General features: G+C 65.2%; 17 protein-coding genes. 12 read left to right on the forward strand and 5 right to left on the reverse strand.

Translation table 11 applies throughout. The annotated features are described in order from the left end of the window. Positions 1-37: 37 nt before the first annotated feature. Positions 38-889 (reverse strand): MurR/RpiR family transcriptional regulator, encoded by an 852-nt coding sequence (locus HLH29_RS13855; protein ID WP_182967808.1) that lies wholly within the window; start codon positions 887-889, stop codon positions 38-40. A 162-nt stretch (positions 890-1051) separates the two neighbouring features. Here HLH29_RS13855 and HLH29_RS13860 point away from each other — a divergent pair, with 162 nt between their 5' ends. From HLH29_RS13860 to HLH29_RS13895, 8 genes are all read left to right on the forward strand, one after another. After that, entirely contained in the window at positions 1052-2050 is a 999-nt protein-coding gene (locus tag HLH29_RS13860) for an extracellular solute-binding protein (RefSeq protein WP_182967810.1), read from the forward strand. A 26-nt stretch (positions 2051-2076) separates the two neighbouring features. After that, positions 2077-3732, forward strand: coding sequence for an ABC transporter permease (locus tag HLH29_RS13865; RefSeq protein ID WP_182967812.1), 1656 nt, complete (start codon positions 2077-2079; stop codon positions 3730-3732). Then, the gene (locus tag HLH29_RS13870) at positions 3725-4771 is read left to right on the forward strand and encodes an ABC transporter ATP-binding protein (protein WP_182967814.1); all 1047 of its coding nucleotides are present in this window, start codon (positions 3725-3727) and stop codon (positions 4769-4771) included. The genes HLH29_RS13865 and HLH29_RS13870 overlap by 8 nt, the downstream gene beginning before the upstream one ends. A gap of 3 nt (positions 4772-4774) precedes the next feature. Then, on the forward strand, positions 4775-5446 hold the full coding sequence (locus HLH29_RS13875; RefSeq protein WP_408871976.1) for an ABC transporter ATP-binding protein: 672 nt from the start codon (positions 4775-4777) through the stop codon (positions 5444-5446). Continuing rightward, complete coding sequence (locus HLH29_RS13880; RefSeq protein ID WP_182967816.1) at positions 5443-6237, forward strand: ABC transporter permease; 795 nt, start codon at positions 5443-5445, stop codon at positions 6235-6237. The genes HLH29_RS13875 and HLH29_RS13880 overlap by 4 nt, the downstream gene beginning before the upstream one ends. Positions 6238-6587: 350 nt before the next feature. Further along, positions 6588-8870 (forward strand): TonB-dependent receptor, encoded by a 2283-nt coding sequence (locus HLH29_RS13885; RefSeq protein ID WP_182967818.1) that lies wholly within the window; start codon positions 6588-6590, stop codon positions 8868-8870. 78 nt (positions 8871-8948) lie between these two features. Then, complete coding sequence (locus HLH29_RS13890; protein ID WP_182967820.1) at positions 8949-9743, forward strand: acid phosphatase; 795 nt, start codon at positions 8949-8951, stop codon at positions 9741-9743. Positions 9744-9894: 151 nt separating this feature from the next. Next, complete coding sequence (locus tag HLH29_RS13895) at positions 9895-10452, forward strand: DNA-3-methyladenine glycosylase I (protein ID WP_246374256.1); 558 nt, start codon at positions 9895-9897, stop codon at positions 10450-10452. 90 nt (positions 10453-10542) lie between these two features. Here the strand turns inward: HLH29_RS13895 and HLH29_RS13900 are convergent, their stop codons facing one another. Then, positions 10543-11421 (reverse strand): LysR substrate-binding domain-containing protein, encoded by an 879-nt coding sequence (locus HLH29_RS13900; RefSeq protein WP_182967824.1) that lies wholly within the window; start codon positions 11419-11421, stop codon positions 10543-10545. An 84-nt stretch (positions 11422-11505) separates the two neighbouring features. Beyond that, entirely contained in the window at positions 11506-12621 is a 1116-nt protein-coding gene (locus HLH29_RS13905; RefSeq protein WP_182967826.1) for a THUMP domain-containing class I SAM-dependent RNA methyltransferase, read from the reverse strand. A 206-nt stretch (positions 12622-12827) separates the two neighbouring features. Here HLH29_RS13905 and HLH29_RS13910 point away from each other — a divergent pair, with 206 nt between their 5' ends. The 4 genes from HLH29_RS13910 to HLH29_RS13925 all read left to right on the forward strand — a co-directional run bounded on the left by HLH29_RS13910 (position 12828) and on the right by HLH29_RS13925 (position 16308). Continuing rightward, positions 12828-14189: a sensor histidine kinase gene (locus tag HLH29_RS13910; RefSeq protein ID WP_182967828.1), complete on the forward strand. Its 1362-nt coding sequence runs from the start codon at positions 12828-12830 to the stop codon at positions 14187-14189. 83 nt (positions 14190-14272) lie between these two features. Further along, a complete protein-coding gene (gene mntR, locus HLH29_RS13915; RefSeq protein ID WP_182967830.1) occupies positions 14273-14767 on the forward strand; it encodes a manganese-binding transcriptional regulator MntR in 495 nt (164 codons plus the stop codon). A gap of 1 nt (position 14768) precedes the next feature. Next, positions 14769-15515, forward strand: a complete 747-nt coding sequence (locus tag HLH29_RS13920; protein ID WP_182967832.1) for a YoaK family protein — start codon at positions 14769-14771, stop codon at positions 15513-15515. 1 nt (position 15516) lies between these two features. Next, positions 15517-16308: a spermidine synthase gene (locus HLH29_RS13925; RefSeq protein WP_182967834.1), complete on the forward strand. Its 792-nt coding sequence runs from the start codon at positions 15517-15519 to the stop codon at positions 16306-16308. A 69-nt stretch (positions 16309-16377) separates the two neighbouring features. Here HLH29_RS13925 and HLH29_RS13930 read toward each other — a convergent pair whose 3' ends face one another. Both HLH29_RS13930 and HLH29_RS13935 read right to left on the reverse strand, forming a co-directional pair. Then, positions 16378-17274 carry a fructose bisphosphate aldolase gene (locus HLH29_RS13930; protein WP_182967836.1) on the reverse strand — a complete coding sequence of 299 codons (897 nt, stop codon included), beginning with the start codon at positions 17272-17274 and terminating at the stop codon, positions 16378-16380. A 145-nt stretch (positions 17275-17419) separates the two neighbouring features. Continuing rightward, positions 17420-18400 (reverse strand): glycosyltransferase, encoded by a 981-nt coding sequence (locus HLH29_RS13935; protein WP_182967838.1) that lies wholly within the window; start codon positions 18398-18400, stop codon positions 17420-17422. Between the last annotated feature and the right edge of the window lie 83 nt (positions 18401-18483).

An 18483-nucleotide genomic window follows, 5' to 3' on the forward strand; every position in this document is an offset into this window, starting at 1 on the left:
CGGGCCGTTCTCGCTTACGCGCATTTCAAAAAAATGTTCAGAACTGTTCGATCTGGTTCCGGAAATCGTTCAGGCGGTCCAATGTTGCCATTGTATGATCGCGACGGGCGACCGACAGGCCGAAGGCAATGGCTTCCAGAACGGCCACTGTCGCTGAATGCAGGGCGATATGTTCCTCCTTGCCGCGCATTGCCGACACGATGACGGTGCCGGGCGGCACATCGGCCGCCGCGATCCGGTCAGTGACCAGCACGGCCGGCAGGACCATTCGCCGGGTTTCGCGAAACAGGAGCGCGATTTCGCGATACAGCGTCCCGTAGGCCATGATGATGACGCCGTCGCCCGGACGCAGCGCCACGAGATCGTCGGCGAAGGCGCGGCCGGTGGTGCCGATCGGCAGGCTGGTGAGGCCGTTTCGGTTCAGGACCCGGCAGATATAGTCGGCCAGTCCCCTGGAGGGACCGATGCCGAAGACCACAATGCGCGGACAGGGATGCAACGCCCGCACGGCATCGGCGATATGCCGGCGCGTGGCCGGATGTTGCAGGGCGGCCGCCATGTCCGCATGGGTCTGCAGGATGCCGCCGACTGCGTCGTCGAGGTCCGAACCGATATCTTCGATCGTCCTGGATAATGCCGATGCCGGGTCGCGCGCATGGGTCAGGCTGGCGATCAATGCGGCACGCAGGGCCGCCAGACTGTCGAATCCCATGGCCTGCACCGAGCGGATCACGGTTGCATCGGAGGTGCCGATCCGTTCGGCCAATTCGGCCGCCGAACTGGCCAGGGCCAGCGGACGGTTGGCGTGGATGAACTGCGCGACCCGACGCGCCATCGGGGTCAGTCCCGAATCGGGACGCAGGCTCTCGGCGATCGGGTCGGGTTTCAAGACGTTTCGGGCCTCCGGATTCGTCACGAACGCGCCGGCATAGCAGGCAGGGCAGGTTGGGACACCAAGTTCATCAAACCTTCATTCCGTAGTGTTTGCGACAATTATATAGGGATCACGTTGCATCGGCTACGGAGTGCGGATCAGGATGACGGGACCGTCATGACGGGCGTGCGAGCGGCCGCCGTCGCGCTGCTGCTGCTGGTTCTGTGGTGTCTGGCCAGCCTGACGGGCGGGCGTGGGCCGGGGCTGGTCATCTACAGTTCGGTCGGCGTGGCGCCTGCCATCGTCGCGGCCTACGCCCGCGAAACCGGTCGGCCGGCAACCGTGCTGACGATGCCAGGCGGGATGCTATTGGCACGCGTGTCGGCCGAGGCGCATCATCCGCGTTGGGACGCCGTGTGGTTCGAGGGCGATGACGGTGCCGTGGCCCTGGATCGGGCGCGCCTGCTGGCGCATGGCGTGGTGCCGGAGCTGGATTGGACGCCGACCGGTCGGGACCTGCAGCCGGCCGACAGATCCTATGAGGTGACCGGGTTCACGCTGGCGGGTGTTTTCCTGTCGCGCCGCGATCAGGGCCACGCGCCACGGAACTGGCGCGATGTCATGGGGGCCGCGCGCGTGGGGATGGCCAATCCGGCCTTGTCCGGCCCAGCCTATCCGCTTCTGGCCGGGATGTTGGTACTGAATGGCGGCTGGCCGGCGGGACAGGCGGCATTGCGGCGAATGGTCGCGGGTGGGCTGCTGGTCGGGCCTTCCAACCCATCGGTCCTGGTGGCCCTGCGCGTGGGGCGGATCGGGACCGCGATCGTGCAGAGTGCGGCGGCGATTGCCCTGGCGCGCGCCAATCCCGACTATGTCGTCGATATTCCCTCTCCGGCCTTCGTCCTGCCTGCCGTCGCGGCGGTGGCGGCGGACCGGCCAGCGGCCCGCCAGCAGGAGGCCGCGTCTTTCCTGCGTTTCATCATGCGCCCCGATATCCAGTCCTTGCGCATGCGCCAGCCTGGTGCCGAGCGGTTGTTCTGGCCCGTGACCGCCCGGCCTGCCCAACCCGACCTGCCGGATGCGGGCGGGATCGTCCTGTCGCATCCGGACCCCGATATCTGGGGACCGCGCCAGGCTGAGGTGACCGGCTGGTTCCAGCAGGAGATCATGCGGTGAGTGGTGCGCGGCGTTGGATCGGGTTTATGGGAATTTGCGGGCCTGCGGTGCTGTTCGGTGCCGTCGTCGCAGTCAGTTTCCTCTATCCGCTGACGCGCTTCATGATGCTGCCGCTGATGCCGGACTGGGCGCCGCTACCCGGCCTGGGGGCGGCGTCCGGCCTTGGCCTGTCATCCGGTGCGTTGTGGAACACGGTGCGCCTCAGCACCGAAGCCGGGCTGCTGGTCATTCCGCCAGGGCTTCTGGCCGGTTTCCTGCTGGAACGTCGGCGGTGGCGTGGGGCCGGGCTGCTGTCCGCGGTGCTGTGGGGTATCTTCCTGATGCCAAGCTATCTGCTGACCATGGGCTGGCAGATCGTGGTTGCCGCGCCGTTCCTGGCCGATGGTGCGGCCGGCCGCCTGTTGTATGGCGAGGCAGGGATCGTTGCGCTGCTGACGCTCAAGGGGCTGGCCTTTTCGTCGGTGGCGGCGCGCGCGGGATGGCACGCGGTCGGTGCGGACATGGATGCGGCATCGCGGGTGCATGTGCCTGCGGCGTGGCGGCGCGCATGGTTGACGCTGCGGCTTCTTCTGCCGGTATCCGGCAGCATATTCACGATACAGGTGGTGGCTGCATCACAGGATTTCGGCATCGCGGCGACCCTGGGCGCGCAGGCGCACATGCCGCTGGTCATCTATGCCATATATCAGGATCTCTCGACCGTTCCGCTTGATTTCACCCGGGCCGCCCGGCTGAGCTGGGTTCTGGTACTGCTGGCCCTGGCGGCCCTGGTGGTGCAGGCCGTGCTGGCGCGGCGCAGCGTGATGGCGGGCGGAGGGCATCGGCACCGTCCCGGTGTCGCGCCCTGCGGCCGGGGGATGACCGTGCTGGCGTGGTCTCTGACCGTGGGCATCCTGCTGGCGGGGGGGGGGGTGCCGCTGCTGGCCCTGGCGGCGCAGGCCATGGGCGACACCGGTACCGGCGATGCGCTGTTGATCGACGGGGAAGGGTGGCGCGGGATCGGCCTGTCGCTGCGCTATGCCTTCGTTTCGGCGGTCTTCGCCGTTATGCTGGCTGCTCTGATCCTGGGCGGGCGCATGCGTGCCGGCGGTTCGGGGCGTGTGGTGGCGCGCATGCTGCTGTGGCTGACATCGGCCAATATGGCGGTGCCGGGCGTCATACTTGGTGCCGCCTATGTGATCGCGTTCAACGGTCGTGTCCTGTCCCTTTACGGTACGCCAGCTTTGCTGATCCTGGCTTATACCGCCAGCCATCTTCCGATCGCCATCCGCTTTCTCGACGCGCCGTTCGCGCACCTGCATCGCGGGCTGGGCGAGGCCGCGCGCGTGCACGGGGTGTCGCTGGTGCGGCGGGTGGAACGGATCTACCTGCCGCTGCTGCTCCGGCGGCTGACCTGGGCGTGGGGCATGGTGTTCGTGACTCTGTTTTTTGAACTGCCCCTGTCGGAAATCCTGTATCCCGCGGGCAGCGCGCCCCTGGGTGTCAAGCTGCTGTCTCTGGATGATACACTGCATTACGGTGCCGAGGCCCGGTTGGCGCTGGTCGCGATGGGGATTTGTCTGGCGGTGACGGCGGCCGCGATTATCCTGGTGCCTCGCCTGGTGGTTGGTTCCGGACCGGAACGGATGGGAGGGGCCGGAAATGCCCGGACAGCCCCGTCCCTGGAGCAAGAGAATGCCTGAAAACATCCTGTCTCTGGATGGAATCGTGAAATCCCATGGTCGGACAAGGGTTCTGCGCGGCATTACCCTCGATGTTCCGCGCGGGCAGTTCGTGCTGCTGATGGGTGGCTCCGGGTCCGGCAAGACAACCATGATCCGCCTGGTCGCGGGGTTGGAACGGCCCGATGCGGGGTGCGTGACACTGCGCGGCAGGCGGGTCGACAGTCATGCCGATGGTATTTTCGTGCCGCCGGAACGGCGCGGCCTGGGCATGGTCTTTCAGGATTATGCGTTGTGGCCGCATCTGACCTGTCTGGACAATATCGTGACAGCCATGCCCGGCCGCGGGCGTGACCGGGGGGAGCGGGCCCGCGCGCTGTTGCGTGACGTGTCCATGGCGGGGCTGGAGGGGCGCTATCCCGCGCAATTGTCGGGCGGCCAGCAGCAGCGGGTCGGCCTGGCACGGGCGCTTGCGGCGCGGCCGGACCTGCTGCTGCTGGACGAACCCCTGTCGGGGCTGGATGTCGAAGTGCGCGGCCGCATGCGCGACCAGATCCGCCGCCTGGTGCGCGAGACGGGATGTTCCGCATTGTTCGTGACCCATGATCCGGTCGATGTCTGGCGCCTGGCCGACCGTGTCCTGATGCTGGAGGGCGGGCAGATCGTGCAGGATGCCGCGCCGGACGGGCTGTACCGCCGCCCGCTTTCGCCGCGCATCGCGCGCATGACCGGCGCCGAGGGCGCGTTGCCGGTCATGCTGCGCCGCCGTGACAGGCAATGGGGGTTCGACGGTGCCGGCGGGTTTCAGGACGTGACGCCGGTCGGTGTGGACAATGAGGGACCGGCTTGTGCCTATCTGCGTCCCGAAGGTGTGCGGCGGGGCGCGCGCGGTCATGTCGCGATGCGGATGGACATGACATTCGAGGCGGGGCGCTGGCGCACCCTGTGGCATCTGCCGTCCCTGGACTGGTCGGTGCATAGTCTGGAGGCCGAGAGTCCACCCGAGCAGGCTTTTCTGACGTTCGACGGTCAGCATCTCTTCGCCTATCCGGCGTCCTGAGCCGTGTCGAAGCGAACGGATGGTATCAGCGTGATCGAAGGTGTTTCCGCGCCGCAGGCCGGCGATGTCCTGTCGCGGGGTCTTTCCGTGCGCGCCTTGCACAATGCCCATGCCGGGCCATTCGCATTCGACGTGCCGGCGGGAGCGTGCCTGGTCATTACCGGCGTGTCCGGCGCCGGCAAATCCGTGCTGCTGCGCATGATGGCGGATCTCGACCCCCATCAGGGCGACGTGGCGCTGGACGGGCGGTTCTGTTCCGGCATGCCGGCCCATCGCTGGCGGCGGCAGGTCGTGTACCTGCCGGCCGAGTCGGGCTGGTGGTCGGATTCGGTCCTGGACCACATGCCCGACGATGCGCTGACCCGCGAGCTGATGGCGAAGGCCGGTCTGCGCGCCGGGGTGCTGAACGACCCGGTGCATCGCCTGTCCACCGGCGAACGGCAGCGCCTGGCGCTGGTGCGGGGCCTGCGCCAGGCGCCGCGCGCGTTGCTGATGGACGAACCCTGTTCCGCTCTGGACGGCGGGACGACATTGATGGTGGAGGCGATGATGCGTGAGGCCATGGCCGGAGGGACCGCGATCGTCCTGGTGTCGCACGATGCGGCGCAGGCCACGCGGATGGCCGACCTGCGCCGCGAACTGGCGCAGGGGCATTTTGTCGGAGCGGATTCATGACGCCGATTCTGCTGGATACCGGCGACATGATCCTGGCGGGGGGGCTGATCGTCGGCTGCGTGGCGCTGTCGCTGGTGCTGTCGCTGGGCATTCACCGCACGCTGATCGTCGCCGCCATACGCATGGCGGTCCAACTGGTGCTGACGGGAAGCGTGCTGCTGTTCGTCTTCGGCCGGTCGTCGGTCTGGCTGACCCTGCTGGTGCTGGCCTTCATGTTCTCAGCGGCGACATTCGAGGTCGGGTCGCGCCAGGTCACGCGACTGACGCGGGCGTGGCATTTCGGAATCGGCGGGTTCAGCACGGCGACGGGCACGGTCATCGTGGTGCTGGTCGGGTTGCTGACCGCTTTGCAGCCGCATCCCTGGTACCAGGCGCGCACCGCCATTCCGATGACGGGCCTGTTGCTGGGCAATGTGATGAACGCGACCAGCCTGTCGATGAACACGCTTCTGTCCATGGTTGCGCGCGAGCGTGCCGCGATCGAGGCGCGGCTGATTCTGGGGGCGACACGCGCCGAGGCGATGAACAGCCTGATCCGCCAGTCGATCCGTACCGCGCTGATCCCGACCCTGAACCAGATGGCCGCAGCGGGGGTCATCACCCTGCCGGGGATCATGACGGGCCAGATCCTGGCCGGGATGAATCCGCTCGACGCGTCGAAATACCAGATCGTGCTGATGAGCCTGATCGTCAGCGGGAACATGATCGGCGCCACCATGTCCGCCGTCCTGACGTCGGCGCGGCTCAGCGACGCGCGGGGACGATTGCGGCTGGACCATCTGGCGCGGTGAGCCGTGTCAGAAGGAGGGTTGTAGTTCAAGCTACATTTCTAATCTTTTAGACATCAGACGTTTTATTTTAATTCCCCGTGATATTTTTGCAATTTTATTTGAGAATGCGAAGCAAAATAGAGACAAAAAAATATTTTCTTCATAAAACTGGAATATCAATTTCACAAAAATGATTTGAGTCGCGTGATAGAAGGCCGGTCATGTCGTGATCGCTACGGGGGGTCCGAGGCGGCGGCGACTATTCCGAGGATCAAATGTTACAACCTGTTCTTTTTCGTCAGCGATCGTCACACCGTCTGGTGGGGCGCAAGGCACGCGGTCTGGCTTCTACCGCGCTGGTCTGCATGGGCATGATGTCTGGCGTATCCGTCGCCCACGCCGCGCCGACCGCCGATGAGTCCCGCGACACCATGCAGAAGAAAGGCCGGGTGACGTCGGGGGCGGCGAGGAAGAACGGTACGGTGGTGGCCGTCGCCGCAGCGCCGAAGGGCGAGCAGATCGAGACGATCGGCCGCACGAAAGTCGATTCCGCAGCCTATCAGGCTCCGACCAAGGCGCCGCTGACAGCCTTCCAGCCGACATCGGTCATCAGCCAGCACTTTATCGAGAACAACATCCCGCCGTCGGGCAGTTACGACACCATGGTGGCGCTCTCGCCCAGCGTCATGACCATCGGATCGAACGGGCCCGGCCTGGCAGAAAACAAGGTGTCGGTCCGCGGATTTTCGGACGGTCAGTATAATGTTCTGTTCGATGGCATACCATTCGCCGACGGCAACAACTTCACGCATCACACCACCGGTTATTATACCGCGCACGACCTGGGCGAGATCAGCGTCGATCGCGGCCCGGGCGATGCCAGTACGATGGGCTATGCGACGTTCGGCGGCACCATTGCGGTCAACGGCAAGGCACCGACCGACCGGCGCGCGGTCGAAGCCTATGGCAGCATGGGGGCCTGGAATACCTATACTTATGGCGGCGAATTCAATAGCGGCCGGATGAAGAAACTGAACAACGCATCTTTCGTCTTTGACGCCGGTGGTGTGCAGAGCGATGGCTACCAGACCTATGCGGGGCAGCAGCGTTACAATTTCTACGGAAAATGGGTCCAGCCGATCAACGACCACACCACGCTGACGTTCATGGGGATGTACAACAACCTCGTCCAGTACACGCCGCCCGGCGTGACGACAGGCGAAATCGCCGCTTACGGTTCCGATTACGGCCTGTCGAACAACCCGAATTCGCAGAACTACTTCAAATACAATGTCGACACCATCCAGACCGACATGGCTTATATCGGCCTGAATTCCGATATCGGCGGTGGATGGAGCATCGACAACAAGGCCTATACTTACGCTTATTACCATCACGGTCATAACGAAAATGACGTGAACGGTACCACGCAGGCGCAGTATCTCAATGCCGCACCGGTCTGGAAGGGGCACGTCGTTGCATGCGGCGGAACGTACGGTGCCAACAAGATGACCTATAATTCCGGCCCAGGTTGCGAATACGGCCAGGCGATGCGGCAGGATTATCGTGCCTGGGGCGATACGTTCGCCGTCAAGCGCGATTTTGGTCTGGCGAAGCTGAATCTCGGCTTCTGGCTGGAACATCAGGGCGACACCCGCCAGCAGGGCAACATCAACTGGGCGACCGGTGCATTCACCAACCAGGCGGCTCCCCTCAACCGGCTCATGACGCTGGACAATTTCAGTGCGCAGCCTTACGTGCAGCTGACGTTCCGGCCCTTGCCGAACCTTGAGATTTCGCCGGGATTCAAATACGCGCTCATGGTTCGCCAGATCAACGCGCCGGTCAATCAGAAGACTGGTACGCCGCTCAATTATGACCAGACCTACGGCGCGCCCATGCCGTCGCTGAATGTGCATTACATGGTCAACCCGAACTGGTCGGCCTATCTGCAGATCGCGCGCGGCTTCCTGGCGCCCGATGCCGCCTACTTCTACACACCCGATCCGGCGGCCAACAAGGTCAGTCCGGAAAACACCATGAACTACCAGATCGGCACGGCCTGGCAGAGCCGGCGCTTCACCCTGTCGGGCGATGTGTATTACATCAACTTCAGTAATTTCGTGACAAGCGCCAATCAGAACGTCCCGGGCTACGGTCCGATGACGGTCTATTACAACCAGGGGGGCGTCGATTATTACGGAATCGAAGGCGAAGCGTCCTATCATCTGGGTGCGGGCTTCACGCTGTTCGCCAATGGCAGCCTCAACCAGTCCAAGACCCAGGGTACCGGCGCGCCGATCGCCAACGCGCCGGACTCCACGGCGGCGGGAGGGCTGATCTATGAACGTGACGGGCTCTATGCCTCGGTGATCGATAAATGGGTCGGCGCGCGGGCCGGCGTGATCAGTTCGGCGGGCAAGGCCATGAACGGGCTGGATCCGTTCAACCAGCTCGACGTCTCGATCGGCTACACGGTCCACGGCAAGGACCATTCCGTGCCGCCGATCAAGTTTCAGCTCAGCGTGACAAACCTGGCCGACAGCAAAAAGATCTTTGCCTATTCCGGGACGACGGCCGAAGGCGTGGCACTGTGGAACACCCAGCCCGGCCGCGGTTTCTTCGGATCGATCTCGGTGCCCATCGGGTTCTGATCCGCCCAATCGGTCGCGTTCTCTTATCCTGGGCCCGCCGCCTCGTGCGGCGGGCCGTTTTTTCCGGAGACATGCTTCATGGTCCCATTCAGGACAACCGGACGGGCGGCCTTTGCCCTCGCCCTAGCCGGATTCTGCGCGACGGCGCACGCCGTTCCCGTGCATGCGCAAACCATGCCCGAGGCGCCGGTCCTTTTCGCGCCACCGCCGCCGGCGCAGGGTTCGGCGATGGATGCGTATGACCGTACGGTCTTCGCGGAAACGCGCGCGCTCAAGGATACCGCGCGCTGGGCGCTGGCGCGCGCGGACGCGGACGCCAAGCCCGAGGCTCTGCTGGCGGATTTTTCCTGTGCGATCGGTCATGCTCTGACAGACAAGAGCAACCCGGCCCTGTTCAAGCTGGTTTCCGCCCTGCGCGATGCGGTTAAGGTTCAGGTCAAGATCCAGAAGAATATCGTGCGCCGGCCGCGCCCTTTTGTCGGAAACGATGCTCCTATCTGCGTTGCGCGCAATAAGGATGCGGCGGAGGATTATGCCTATCCGTCAGGTCATGCCACCACGGGCTGGTCGGCCGCATTGCTGCTGTCGTCGCTTTTTCCCACCCATACGGGGCAGATTCTGGCACGCGGGCGCGAATATGGTGAAAGCCGTGTCGTATGCGGTGTACATTGGGCGTCGGATGTCTGGGCCGGCTTTGTGACAGGCAGTGTCGTCTTCACGCAGTTTGTCAGCGACCCGGCTCATGCGGAACTGCTGGATGCCGCACGGCGGGAAATTGCGGCACAACAGGAAGCATCCGGCGGGCTGGATCAAAAGCGCTGCACAATAGAAGACCAGGGGCGAATGGTTGCGCCGCTGACCGGAAAGCCATAGGTCATGCATGCCTGCCGGGAGCGGAGCATATTGTGCAACGCGGAGAGCACCGGCAGGCTTCGGCGTTCACAGGCGCTGGGCATCATGTGGCCCTGGCGGCCGGGTAGGGGTGCCGTGCTATGTTGCCGGAATGGATGATGCCACTCTTGCCTTGAGCCGTTGCCGCTGGGCGCAGACCGACCCATTGCTTCGGGCCTATCACGATCAGGAATGGGGCGTGCCCGTGCGTGACAGCCGGATGCTCTGGGAAATGCTGTGTCTTGAGGGGTTCCAGGCGGGTTTGTCCTGGCTGGTCGTGCTGCGCAGACGCGAGGGGTTTCGTCGCGCATTTGCGGGTTTCGACCCCGAGCGCGTCGCGCGTTTCGAGGCGGGGGATGTGGAGCGCCTGATGGCGGACCCCGGCATCATCAGGGCCCGCGCCAAGATCGAGGCGACGATCGGCAATGCGCGGGCCTATCTGGCCATGCGGGAGCGTGGCGAGGATTTCGCCGCGTTCGCCTGGGGCATGGTGCCGGATGCGCCGGTCCGGAATAGCACCGGCGTGGTGCTGGCGCAGTCGCCGCTGTCGCAGGCCATGGCGAAAGCCCTCAGGGTGCGAGGATTCAGGTTTGTCGGACCGGTAATCGTGTATGCCTGGATGCAGGCTGTCGGCATGATCGATGATCATGACCCGGCATGCTTCCGTCATGACCGGCAGGACGGAAGATAGGAGAGTATCCAGAAATATAAGGGAATATTCCAAGAGCCCGTTTTGGAAATGCGCGCTGGCGGTGATCCGATGCGCGTTTCCAAACGGGCTTTAAGCTCTTCGTTCGCATTCCTCAAGGAACGGAACGAGTGCGGGATTCAGGTTTCCCGGCCGCCATGCGACGACATGATTGACGATCGGCGCATTTTCGAGGTCACGGAAAATGGTTCCGGCGACAGTCACTTTCCGGATGCCCTGGGGAACCAGGGCGATGCCGAGCCCTTCCGCAACCAGATTGACGATCGTGTGCTGGAGCTGGGTTTCCAGCCGGATGGTGGGTTCGAAGCCGCCTGACCGGCAATATTGGACGATGGCGTCGCGCAGCATCGACGAGACTTCGACCGGTGCCGCGATCAGGGGTTCGTCCTCCAGGTCTTTGGCCTCGATCAGGGGGCGGACGGCAAGCGGATGGTCCGAGGGCACCGCCAGGCATAGGGGCTCGTTCAGGATCGCGCGGGTTTCCAGCCCACGGATGAAGCCCGGATCGAACATGATCCCCGCATCGAAGCGGCCTGCCAGGAGATCGGCAGCGAGCGAGCCCGGGACGACCTCGCGCAGCCGGGTATGGACCATGGGATAATTCGCCACATAGCGGCGTACGAGGCCCGGAATGACCGTATAGGTCGCGTACATCATGAAGCCGATCGAGAGTTCCCCGAGTTGGCCGCGTTCCGCGAGTTGGGCGTTGAGGCAGGCTTGGTCGAAGGCGGCCAGGACGGCCTTGGAATCTGCCAGGAAGCGGCGTCCGGCATGGGTGAGCGTCGCGTGGCGCGAATGACGTTCGAGCAGGCGGACGCCCAATTCCTTTTCCAGGGCGGCGATCTGGCGGCTGAGGGGCGGCTGGCTCAGATGCAGGCGCTCGGCCGCGCGACCGAAATGCAGCGTTTCGGCCAGCACCACGAAATAGCGCATCTGTCGAATGTCGATCATGGCAGGTAATCCGCACGCGAGAGGCTGGGAGGCTGCGTCGGAAGCCTCGTTGGCGGCGGCCCGCAGGCCGCCGCTGTCAGCGTATCAGGCGAGGGGCGCGGTCTGGAACAGCGTTACGCGCAGGCCGCCATGCGGTATCGGCGCTGTGGGGGGAAGGAACGGCAGGCCGGTGGCGTGGGCCAGGCCGGGCTCGGTGGTGATGATCCCCACCCGCCAGCCGGCGAAATGGCTCGCCAACGTGCGGCCGAGTGCGCGGTAGAGTGGGAGAAGTGCCTTCCTGTCTCCGATGCGGGTGCCGTAGGGTGGGTTCAGGATCACCAGTCCCGGCGTTTCGCAGGGGGGGCGGATGTCGCTGATCGCTGTCTGCTGGAAGGTCGTATAGTCGGTGACGCCCGCGCGCTCGGCGTTCGCGCGGCTCATGGTGATGGCGCCGGCATCGCGGTCGCTGCCGTAATAATGGGCCGTGGGCACGCGCATGCTCCTGACGTCACGCAGCTTCTGCCAGGCGGGTTCATCGAAATTGGCCAGCAGTTCGAACGCGAAATGGCGCGAGCGGCCGGGATTGAGCCGGGCTGCGATCTCGGCGGCTTCGATCACGAACGTGCCCGAGCCGCACATCGGGTCGAACACCGGTTCGGTCCCGTCATAGCCACATTGCAGCAGGAACAGCGAGGCCATGGTCTCGCGCATCGGCGCGCGGTTGACGGCCTGCTTGTGGCCGCGCCGGTGCAGCAATTCCCCCGAACTGTCGATGCTGATCGTGCAGAGATCATGGTCGATCCGCACCCGGACGATGAGGGCGGCATCGGGCGAACAGGGCGCGCCGAGTGTCTTGCGGATCGCATTCTCGATCCGTTCGGCGGCGGCCCCGGCATGGTAGATGCGCGACCCGGTGCAGGAGGCCTCGACCCGGAAGGGAATGTCGGGGCGCAGGACGCTGGCCCATGGCACGAGCCGGGCGCGGTGGTCGAGCTGGGCGAGATGGACGACGCGGAAGGTATCGATCCGCGCCAGAATGCGATTGGCCCCGCGCACCCACAGATTCGCCCGGTAGACTTCCGGCCAGCCGCCCTTGATGACGACCCCGCCGGGGACGGCGCGCGGCTGCCTGAAGCCCTTCAGGCGTATTTCGCCACACAGCGCGTCTTCCTGGCCCGGTGCGGTGGCGAGGAAGATTTCAAAATCCCGGTCTTGCGTCATCGGGCCTGCATGGCAGGAAGCCGGCGCCACAGCAACTGTCTCGCCCGTCGGCATGCGGGCCGCATGTCTCCGGGAAGAGGAGATTTCCCGAAACGATTTCGGGTGAGGGATGAATTTTCTTTCATGAGGAGCGGATGCCATAATTTGTTAGCTGGCTTGTCATACGATCGGCCCTGATGAACAGGTTTGGACAGTCAGAAGCAGGCATGCCGCAGGAAGACGGATTTTCCGAAGATCAATACGGGTCTCTGGATCTGGTGCCGGATATGGTCTGCGTCTGCGGAAGCGACGGTCTTCATGACTATTTCAACCAGGCCTGGCGCGCATACGGGACGGCGGTCTTTGCTTCGGCGCGATGGAGGGAATGGGTTCTTCCGGCGGATCGGCACCGGGTCGATCAGGCGTTGCGGGAGGCCATGCTGTCCGGCAGCGGGTGCGAGAGCGATCTGCGGCTTGTGCATCCGGTCGACGGTGCGCGCTGGTTTCTGCTGAGAGCGCGGCCGCTGCCCGGTGGGGCGGATGGGGCGTGCCGCTGGCTCCATAGTTTGACGGACATCGATGCCCGTAAACGGCGCGAGCTGACGCTTCTGCGGGATATCAGGTTCCAGGCGGAAATGCTGAATGTCAGCGTCGATTGCATCAAGCTCCTTCGGCCGGATGGGACGCTGCTGCAGATGAACCGGGCCGGTTGCCTGGCGCTGAACGTCGGCGAGGCGTCCGGCTTCGGCATGGAATGGCTTCACCTGCTGCCCAAAGAGTCGCATCCGGCGGGACGCCAGGCGCTGCTGAAGGCGAGGCAGGGGGAGAATGCGCGTTTTCTCGGGATCAGCCAGTTGCCGGGCCAGGACCTGCGCCACTGGGACAATATGCTGACGCCGGTGAAAAACGCGGAAGGGGATGTGGAGGCCATTCTTTGCGTGTCCCGCGACATGACCGTGGAGCGCGCCAGCGAACGGCGGATTGCGTCGCTCATGCATGAACTGACCCATCGGTCCAAGAACATGCTTGCCGTGGTGCAGGCGCTGATCCGGCGGACCGTGCCGGACCCGCAGGCGCCCTTTGTCTCGGTCCTGGGCCAGCGTATCGCCGCGATCGTGCGCAACCAGGACCTGCTGATCAACGGGCAGTGGTCGGGCATCACGATCGAGACGCTGCTGGCCTCGCAGACCGCGGTGATCGGGGATGTGAACCAGAAGCGCCTGCTGCTGCACGGTGTGGACGGGCTGCGCCTGCTGCCCGAAACGGCGGAACGGATCGGGCTTGCGATCCATGAGCTGACGACCAACGCCATCAAATATGGTGCGCTCTCCAATGAGAGCGGGACGGTGACGATAGACTGGGCGATCCAGGAACAGGGTGACGACGAGCGCTTTCGCCTGGCCTGGCAGGAGAAAGGTGGCCCCCCTGTGCAGGCGCCCGCCGTCCGGGGATTCGGGACGGCGGTGATCGAGCGGAATCCGCGGGCCGTGCGTGGGGCGTCGGTCATCTATCGTTATGAGCCGGACGGCGTGACGTGGACGTTCGAGGCCCCGGTATCCAGCGTCCTGGAAGAGGGGGGCCTGGGCTAGGCATTCGTCCCTGTCGCCTTCATGGACTGAAGGGAGGGAATGTTTTATGCTTTGCGGAATATTGTCTCGCCGAGAGTAATCCTTTGAAAAGACAAGCGGGGGCCGCCGCCAACGTGCCGCGTATCGTGGATGCGAAGGTGCAATCCGAGGGGTTTCGGGCCAATCGCGCGGCCCGGCGCAATGTGCTGGTCGAGGATTATGTCGAGCTGATCGCCGATCTGCTCGATGAAGGCATGGAGGCCCGGCAGGTTGATATCGCCGCGCGGCTCGGTGTTTCCCAGCCCACGGTGGCGAAGATGCTGGCCCGGCTGGCCAATGAGGGGCTTGTCACGCAGAAGCCCTATCGCGGCGTGTTCCTGACCCCGGCCGGGGAGGCGCTGGCCACCGACGTGCGCCGGCGCCATGGGATCGTCGAATCCTTTCTGACCGCGCTGGGGATCAGCACGGAAAATGTCCGCATCGACGCCGAGGGGATCGAGCATTATGCCAGCGAAGAGACGCTTGCCGCCTTCGAGCGCGCGCTGAATGCCGGGCTTCAATCCTTCATGGCGGCGGATGGCGTGAAACGGGGCGGGTAGGATGCTGCTGCGCGAGGGGGACGCCCGGACCTTTGTCATGGACCGCCGGCTGGGCTGTTCGCTGGCGGCGGTGGCGGGTGCGGTCAATGCTGCCGGCTTTCTCGCGGTCGGCTATTATTCGGCCAATATGACGGGCAATCTTTCCAGCCTGTCGATGGATGTGCGCGCGGCCGACCTGTCGTCGGCGCTTTCCTGCCTGGGGCTGGTCGCCGCCTTTGTGGCGGGTGCGGTCCTGTCGGCCTTGCTGGTCAATGCCGGGCGGCATCGCCGGCACCGGGCCATCTATGCCTACAGTATCCTGCTGGAGGCGGGGCTTCTGGCCGTGCTGGGGGCGCTGGACATGGCGTTGCGGGCCGGTTTGCGCGGTGCGGTGCTGGCCTATGGGCTGAGTTTTCTGATGGGGTTGCAGAATGCGACGGTCACCCGCATTTCCGGTGCGCGGGTGCGGACGACGCATATGACCGGCATGCTGACCGATTTCGGGATCGAACTGGCGGACTGGCTGGATGCCGTGCGCAGGCAGGGTGACCCGGCGCGGATGGCGCAGGTGCGCCAGCTTCTGGTGCTGCATGGCGGGATCGTCCTGTCCTTTGCCGGCGGCGGTGTGGCCGGGGCCCTGGCCTATGGCTGGTGGCGGGCGGGCGCGCTGTTGGGGCTGGCGCCGGTCCTGGTCTGGCTGGCCCTGCCGGGGGCGATAGCCGATCTGCGCGACCGGTTGTCAGGTCCGCCGCTGGGGCCCGTTCCCTGACATGCCGGCGACCTTCATCCCTGACGACCATGAGGTGCTGGCCCATTATATCAGCGATCAGGGCGATATCTGGATCAGCGAGGATATCCGGACCGAGAGCCGTATCTACTGGCAGGGACGCTGCTGCCAGAGCGAGAGCGACGCCGACGGCATCAGCTACGCACCCTATGTCCATGCGCTGTTCGGCTTCCTGATGCAGACCCCGGCCGGGACCCGGCTGGACGAGCCGGTGCTGGTGATCGGCTGCGGCGGCGGGTCGCTGGCCACGATGCTGGACAGGGCGGAGCGTTCGGTCGAACTGGTGGACGTGAATCCGCTGGCCTTTTCCATTGCCCGCCAGCATTTCGGCCTGCCCCCGTGGATTGCCTGCCATCTGACGGATGGTGCTGCGTATCTGCGTGGGCTGCCTGCGACCCGGCGGTTCGGCGCGATTATCGTCGATGCGTTCCAGGGGGATGTCGTGCCCGGCCATCTGCTGGGGGCGGGGTTTCTGACCGATGCCGCCTATCGTCTGGCGGAGGATGGGTTTCTGGCCATGAATCTGTTCGAGTCGCCCGGCAGGGCGGATCTGGTCGTGCGTGCCGCCGTCACCGCCGGACGCGCCGTGGCGCCGCGGGGCGATGTGCGCCTGTTCGAGGAGGCGGAGGGGCGGGAGGGCAATGTCGTGCTGCTGGCGGGCCCGGTGGCCGGCCTGAGCGGCCCGGGCCTGCTGCTGCCGCCCCGGACGATGATCGCGGAGACGCGCGGGGCGCTGGAGCGGATGCGCTTTCGCCCGGTCGACGTGACGGTGTGACCGGGCGGAAGCCGGTCATGCCAGAAACGCGCGCCGGCTCGCCGCCAGCGCGCATTTACAGGCAGGTTTTCAGGATTTGATGGTGGAGGCGCGGTAGATCTTGTCGATCGCCGCCACCAGGGTGGCGTCGAATTCGGCGTCGGTCATGGAGACCTTCAGTTCGCCGAGCAGCGCGCGGGAGAAGCTGGCGATCATGCCGTGGTTGGCGGCCAGGCGCGTGCAGGCATCGTCCAGCGTGTAGCCGCCGGAGAGCGCCACCACGCGCTGTACGCGCGGATGGCGGACCAGGTCGAGATACAGGTCCGGGGTTTCGGGGATCGTCAGCTTCAGCATCACCTGATAGTCGCCGGGCAGCGCGTCCAGGCCGCGCGCCAGCTCGTCACGCAGGATCGCCTCGGCGGCGGCCTTCTGCGGGCTCTTGATCAGGACTTCCGGCTCCAGGATCGGCACCAGGCCGTGGGCGGCGATCTGGCGGGCGACGTCGAACTGCTGCGCGGCGATGGCGGCGATGCCCTTCGGGTTCGCCAGGTTGATGACCGAGCGCTCCTTGGTGCCGTAGATGCCCAGTTTGACGGCACGGGCCAGCAGCGGGTCCAGGCCGGGGATCGGCTTCATCAGCCGCACGCCGTCCACTTCGTCTTCCAGACCCTTGTCGACCTTCAGGAACGGGACGACGCCGCGATCTTCCCAAAGATAGGAGGGAACCGGCTTTTCACCGACCAGCCCGTCCATCGTGCGTTCGAACAGGATGGCGGCGATGACCTTGTCACCGGTGAAGGACGGTGCCGTGATGATGCGCACACGCATCTCGTGCATCAGGCGGAACATCTCGTCGTCGCCATGATAGGCGCTCTCGGGGATGCCGTAATGGCTCAGGGCGCCGGGCGTGGAGCCCCCGCTCTGGTCCAGTGCTGCGATAAAACCAGGCTTGGCAGAGAGTTGTGATTTCATGCTCTCGATCGACATGATTATGTTTCCCCCGCTTGGTGCAGATGCGTGTCCGGGCCCTCGCCCGGGACCGGCGGTTGCAAAACCGTCCCCCAGGCGATTGCCCGTTTCTGGAGATTGCCGGGTTTGCCGTCAATGGTGAAGGGGTTACCCGGCGGAATGCTCAGCTCGGATCGATATCGTCGTGCAGGCTGGGGATCGTGGCGCAGACCAGGGCACTGTAATACTGGCTGTCGCGATGCGCCCGGACATAGGCCGGCGTGATCTGTGCCACCCGCGAGCGGGTGCGGACCGATGCGTACCAATGGACCACGCACGTGCCGGGAAGCAGGATATCCTGCGCCCGTGCCCGCCGGGTGGTGCGGAAGAGATGTTCCGAGATTTCGGGCGGGACCGGATAGAACACGGATGGGTCGTGGATGGTCAGCGTGTGCGTGCCGCTATGCTCCGCCACCCGTTGCAGCAGGTGGGGGCCCAGCGCGTAGGGACGCAGCCGCTCCTCGGGCGACAGGGCCAGCATGGCGCGCAGGCAGGTGCGCAGCCAGGGTGCGCCGGGGGGCGCCCCAAGCACCGCGTTGTTCAGTCCGAGCGGGTAGAAGCGTTCGATGCGGCGGAACCCCTTCCAGCCGCCGGGCAGCGCGCGGAACGCCTGGCGCATCAGCGACAGCCCGATATGCTTTGCCCGCAGCAGGGGCGAACGCGAGGACCGGACATGGGGCGGCCAGACGATGCGCTCGGTGCCGACGAAGGGACCGGATTGCAGCAGCGGACGCAGCGACGCGGTGGTGATCGTGTCCATGTCCAGATACACGCCGCCATCGCGGTAGAGGATCGCGGTGCGCAGGATATCCGCGCGCTGGACCGGCGTGCGTACGCCTTCGTACAGCGCGACCAGGCTGCTCGCCGGCAGGTCGGCGATCTGTTCCATCGCCCGCAGGTCGCGTTGCGGGTCGACGCGGGACAGCACGACACCGGGCGCGCGTTCCAGCGCCTGTTTCTGCGGGCCGTCCTCGAGCGGATCGGTGTGGTGGAGGATGACCGAATCCATTCCGCCCGTTGCGGCGGCCGAGAGGACGGCGAAGACATAGGCCCAGGGCAGGCGCGGGCCGATCCAGCAGAAATGGATGCGGGCGGGAATGGTCATGGCAGCCGGCTTTCCGTGGTGCGGGAAGAAGGGCGGCCTGTTTCGGCCGGGGGAGCGGTGATTGCGGCGCCCGGTTTCGGAAC

It is taken from the genome of Gluconacetobacter tumulicola (genome assembly GCF_014174215.1).
In the GTDB taxonomy this organism is placed as follows: domain Bacteria; phylum Pseudomonadota; class Alphaproteobacteria; order Acetobacterales; family Acetobacteraceae; genus Gluconacetobacter; species Gluconacetobacter tumulicola.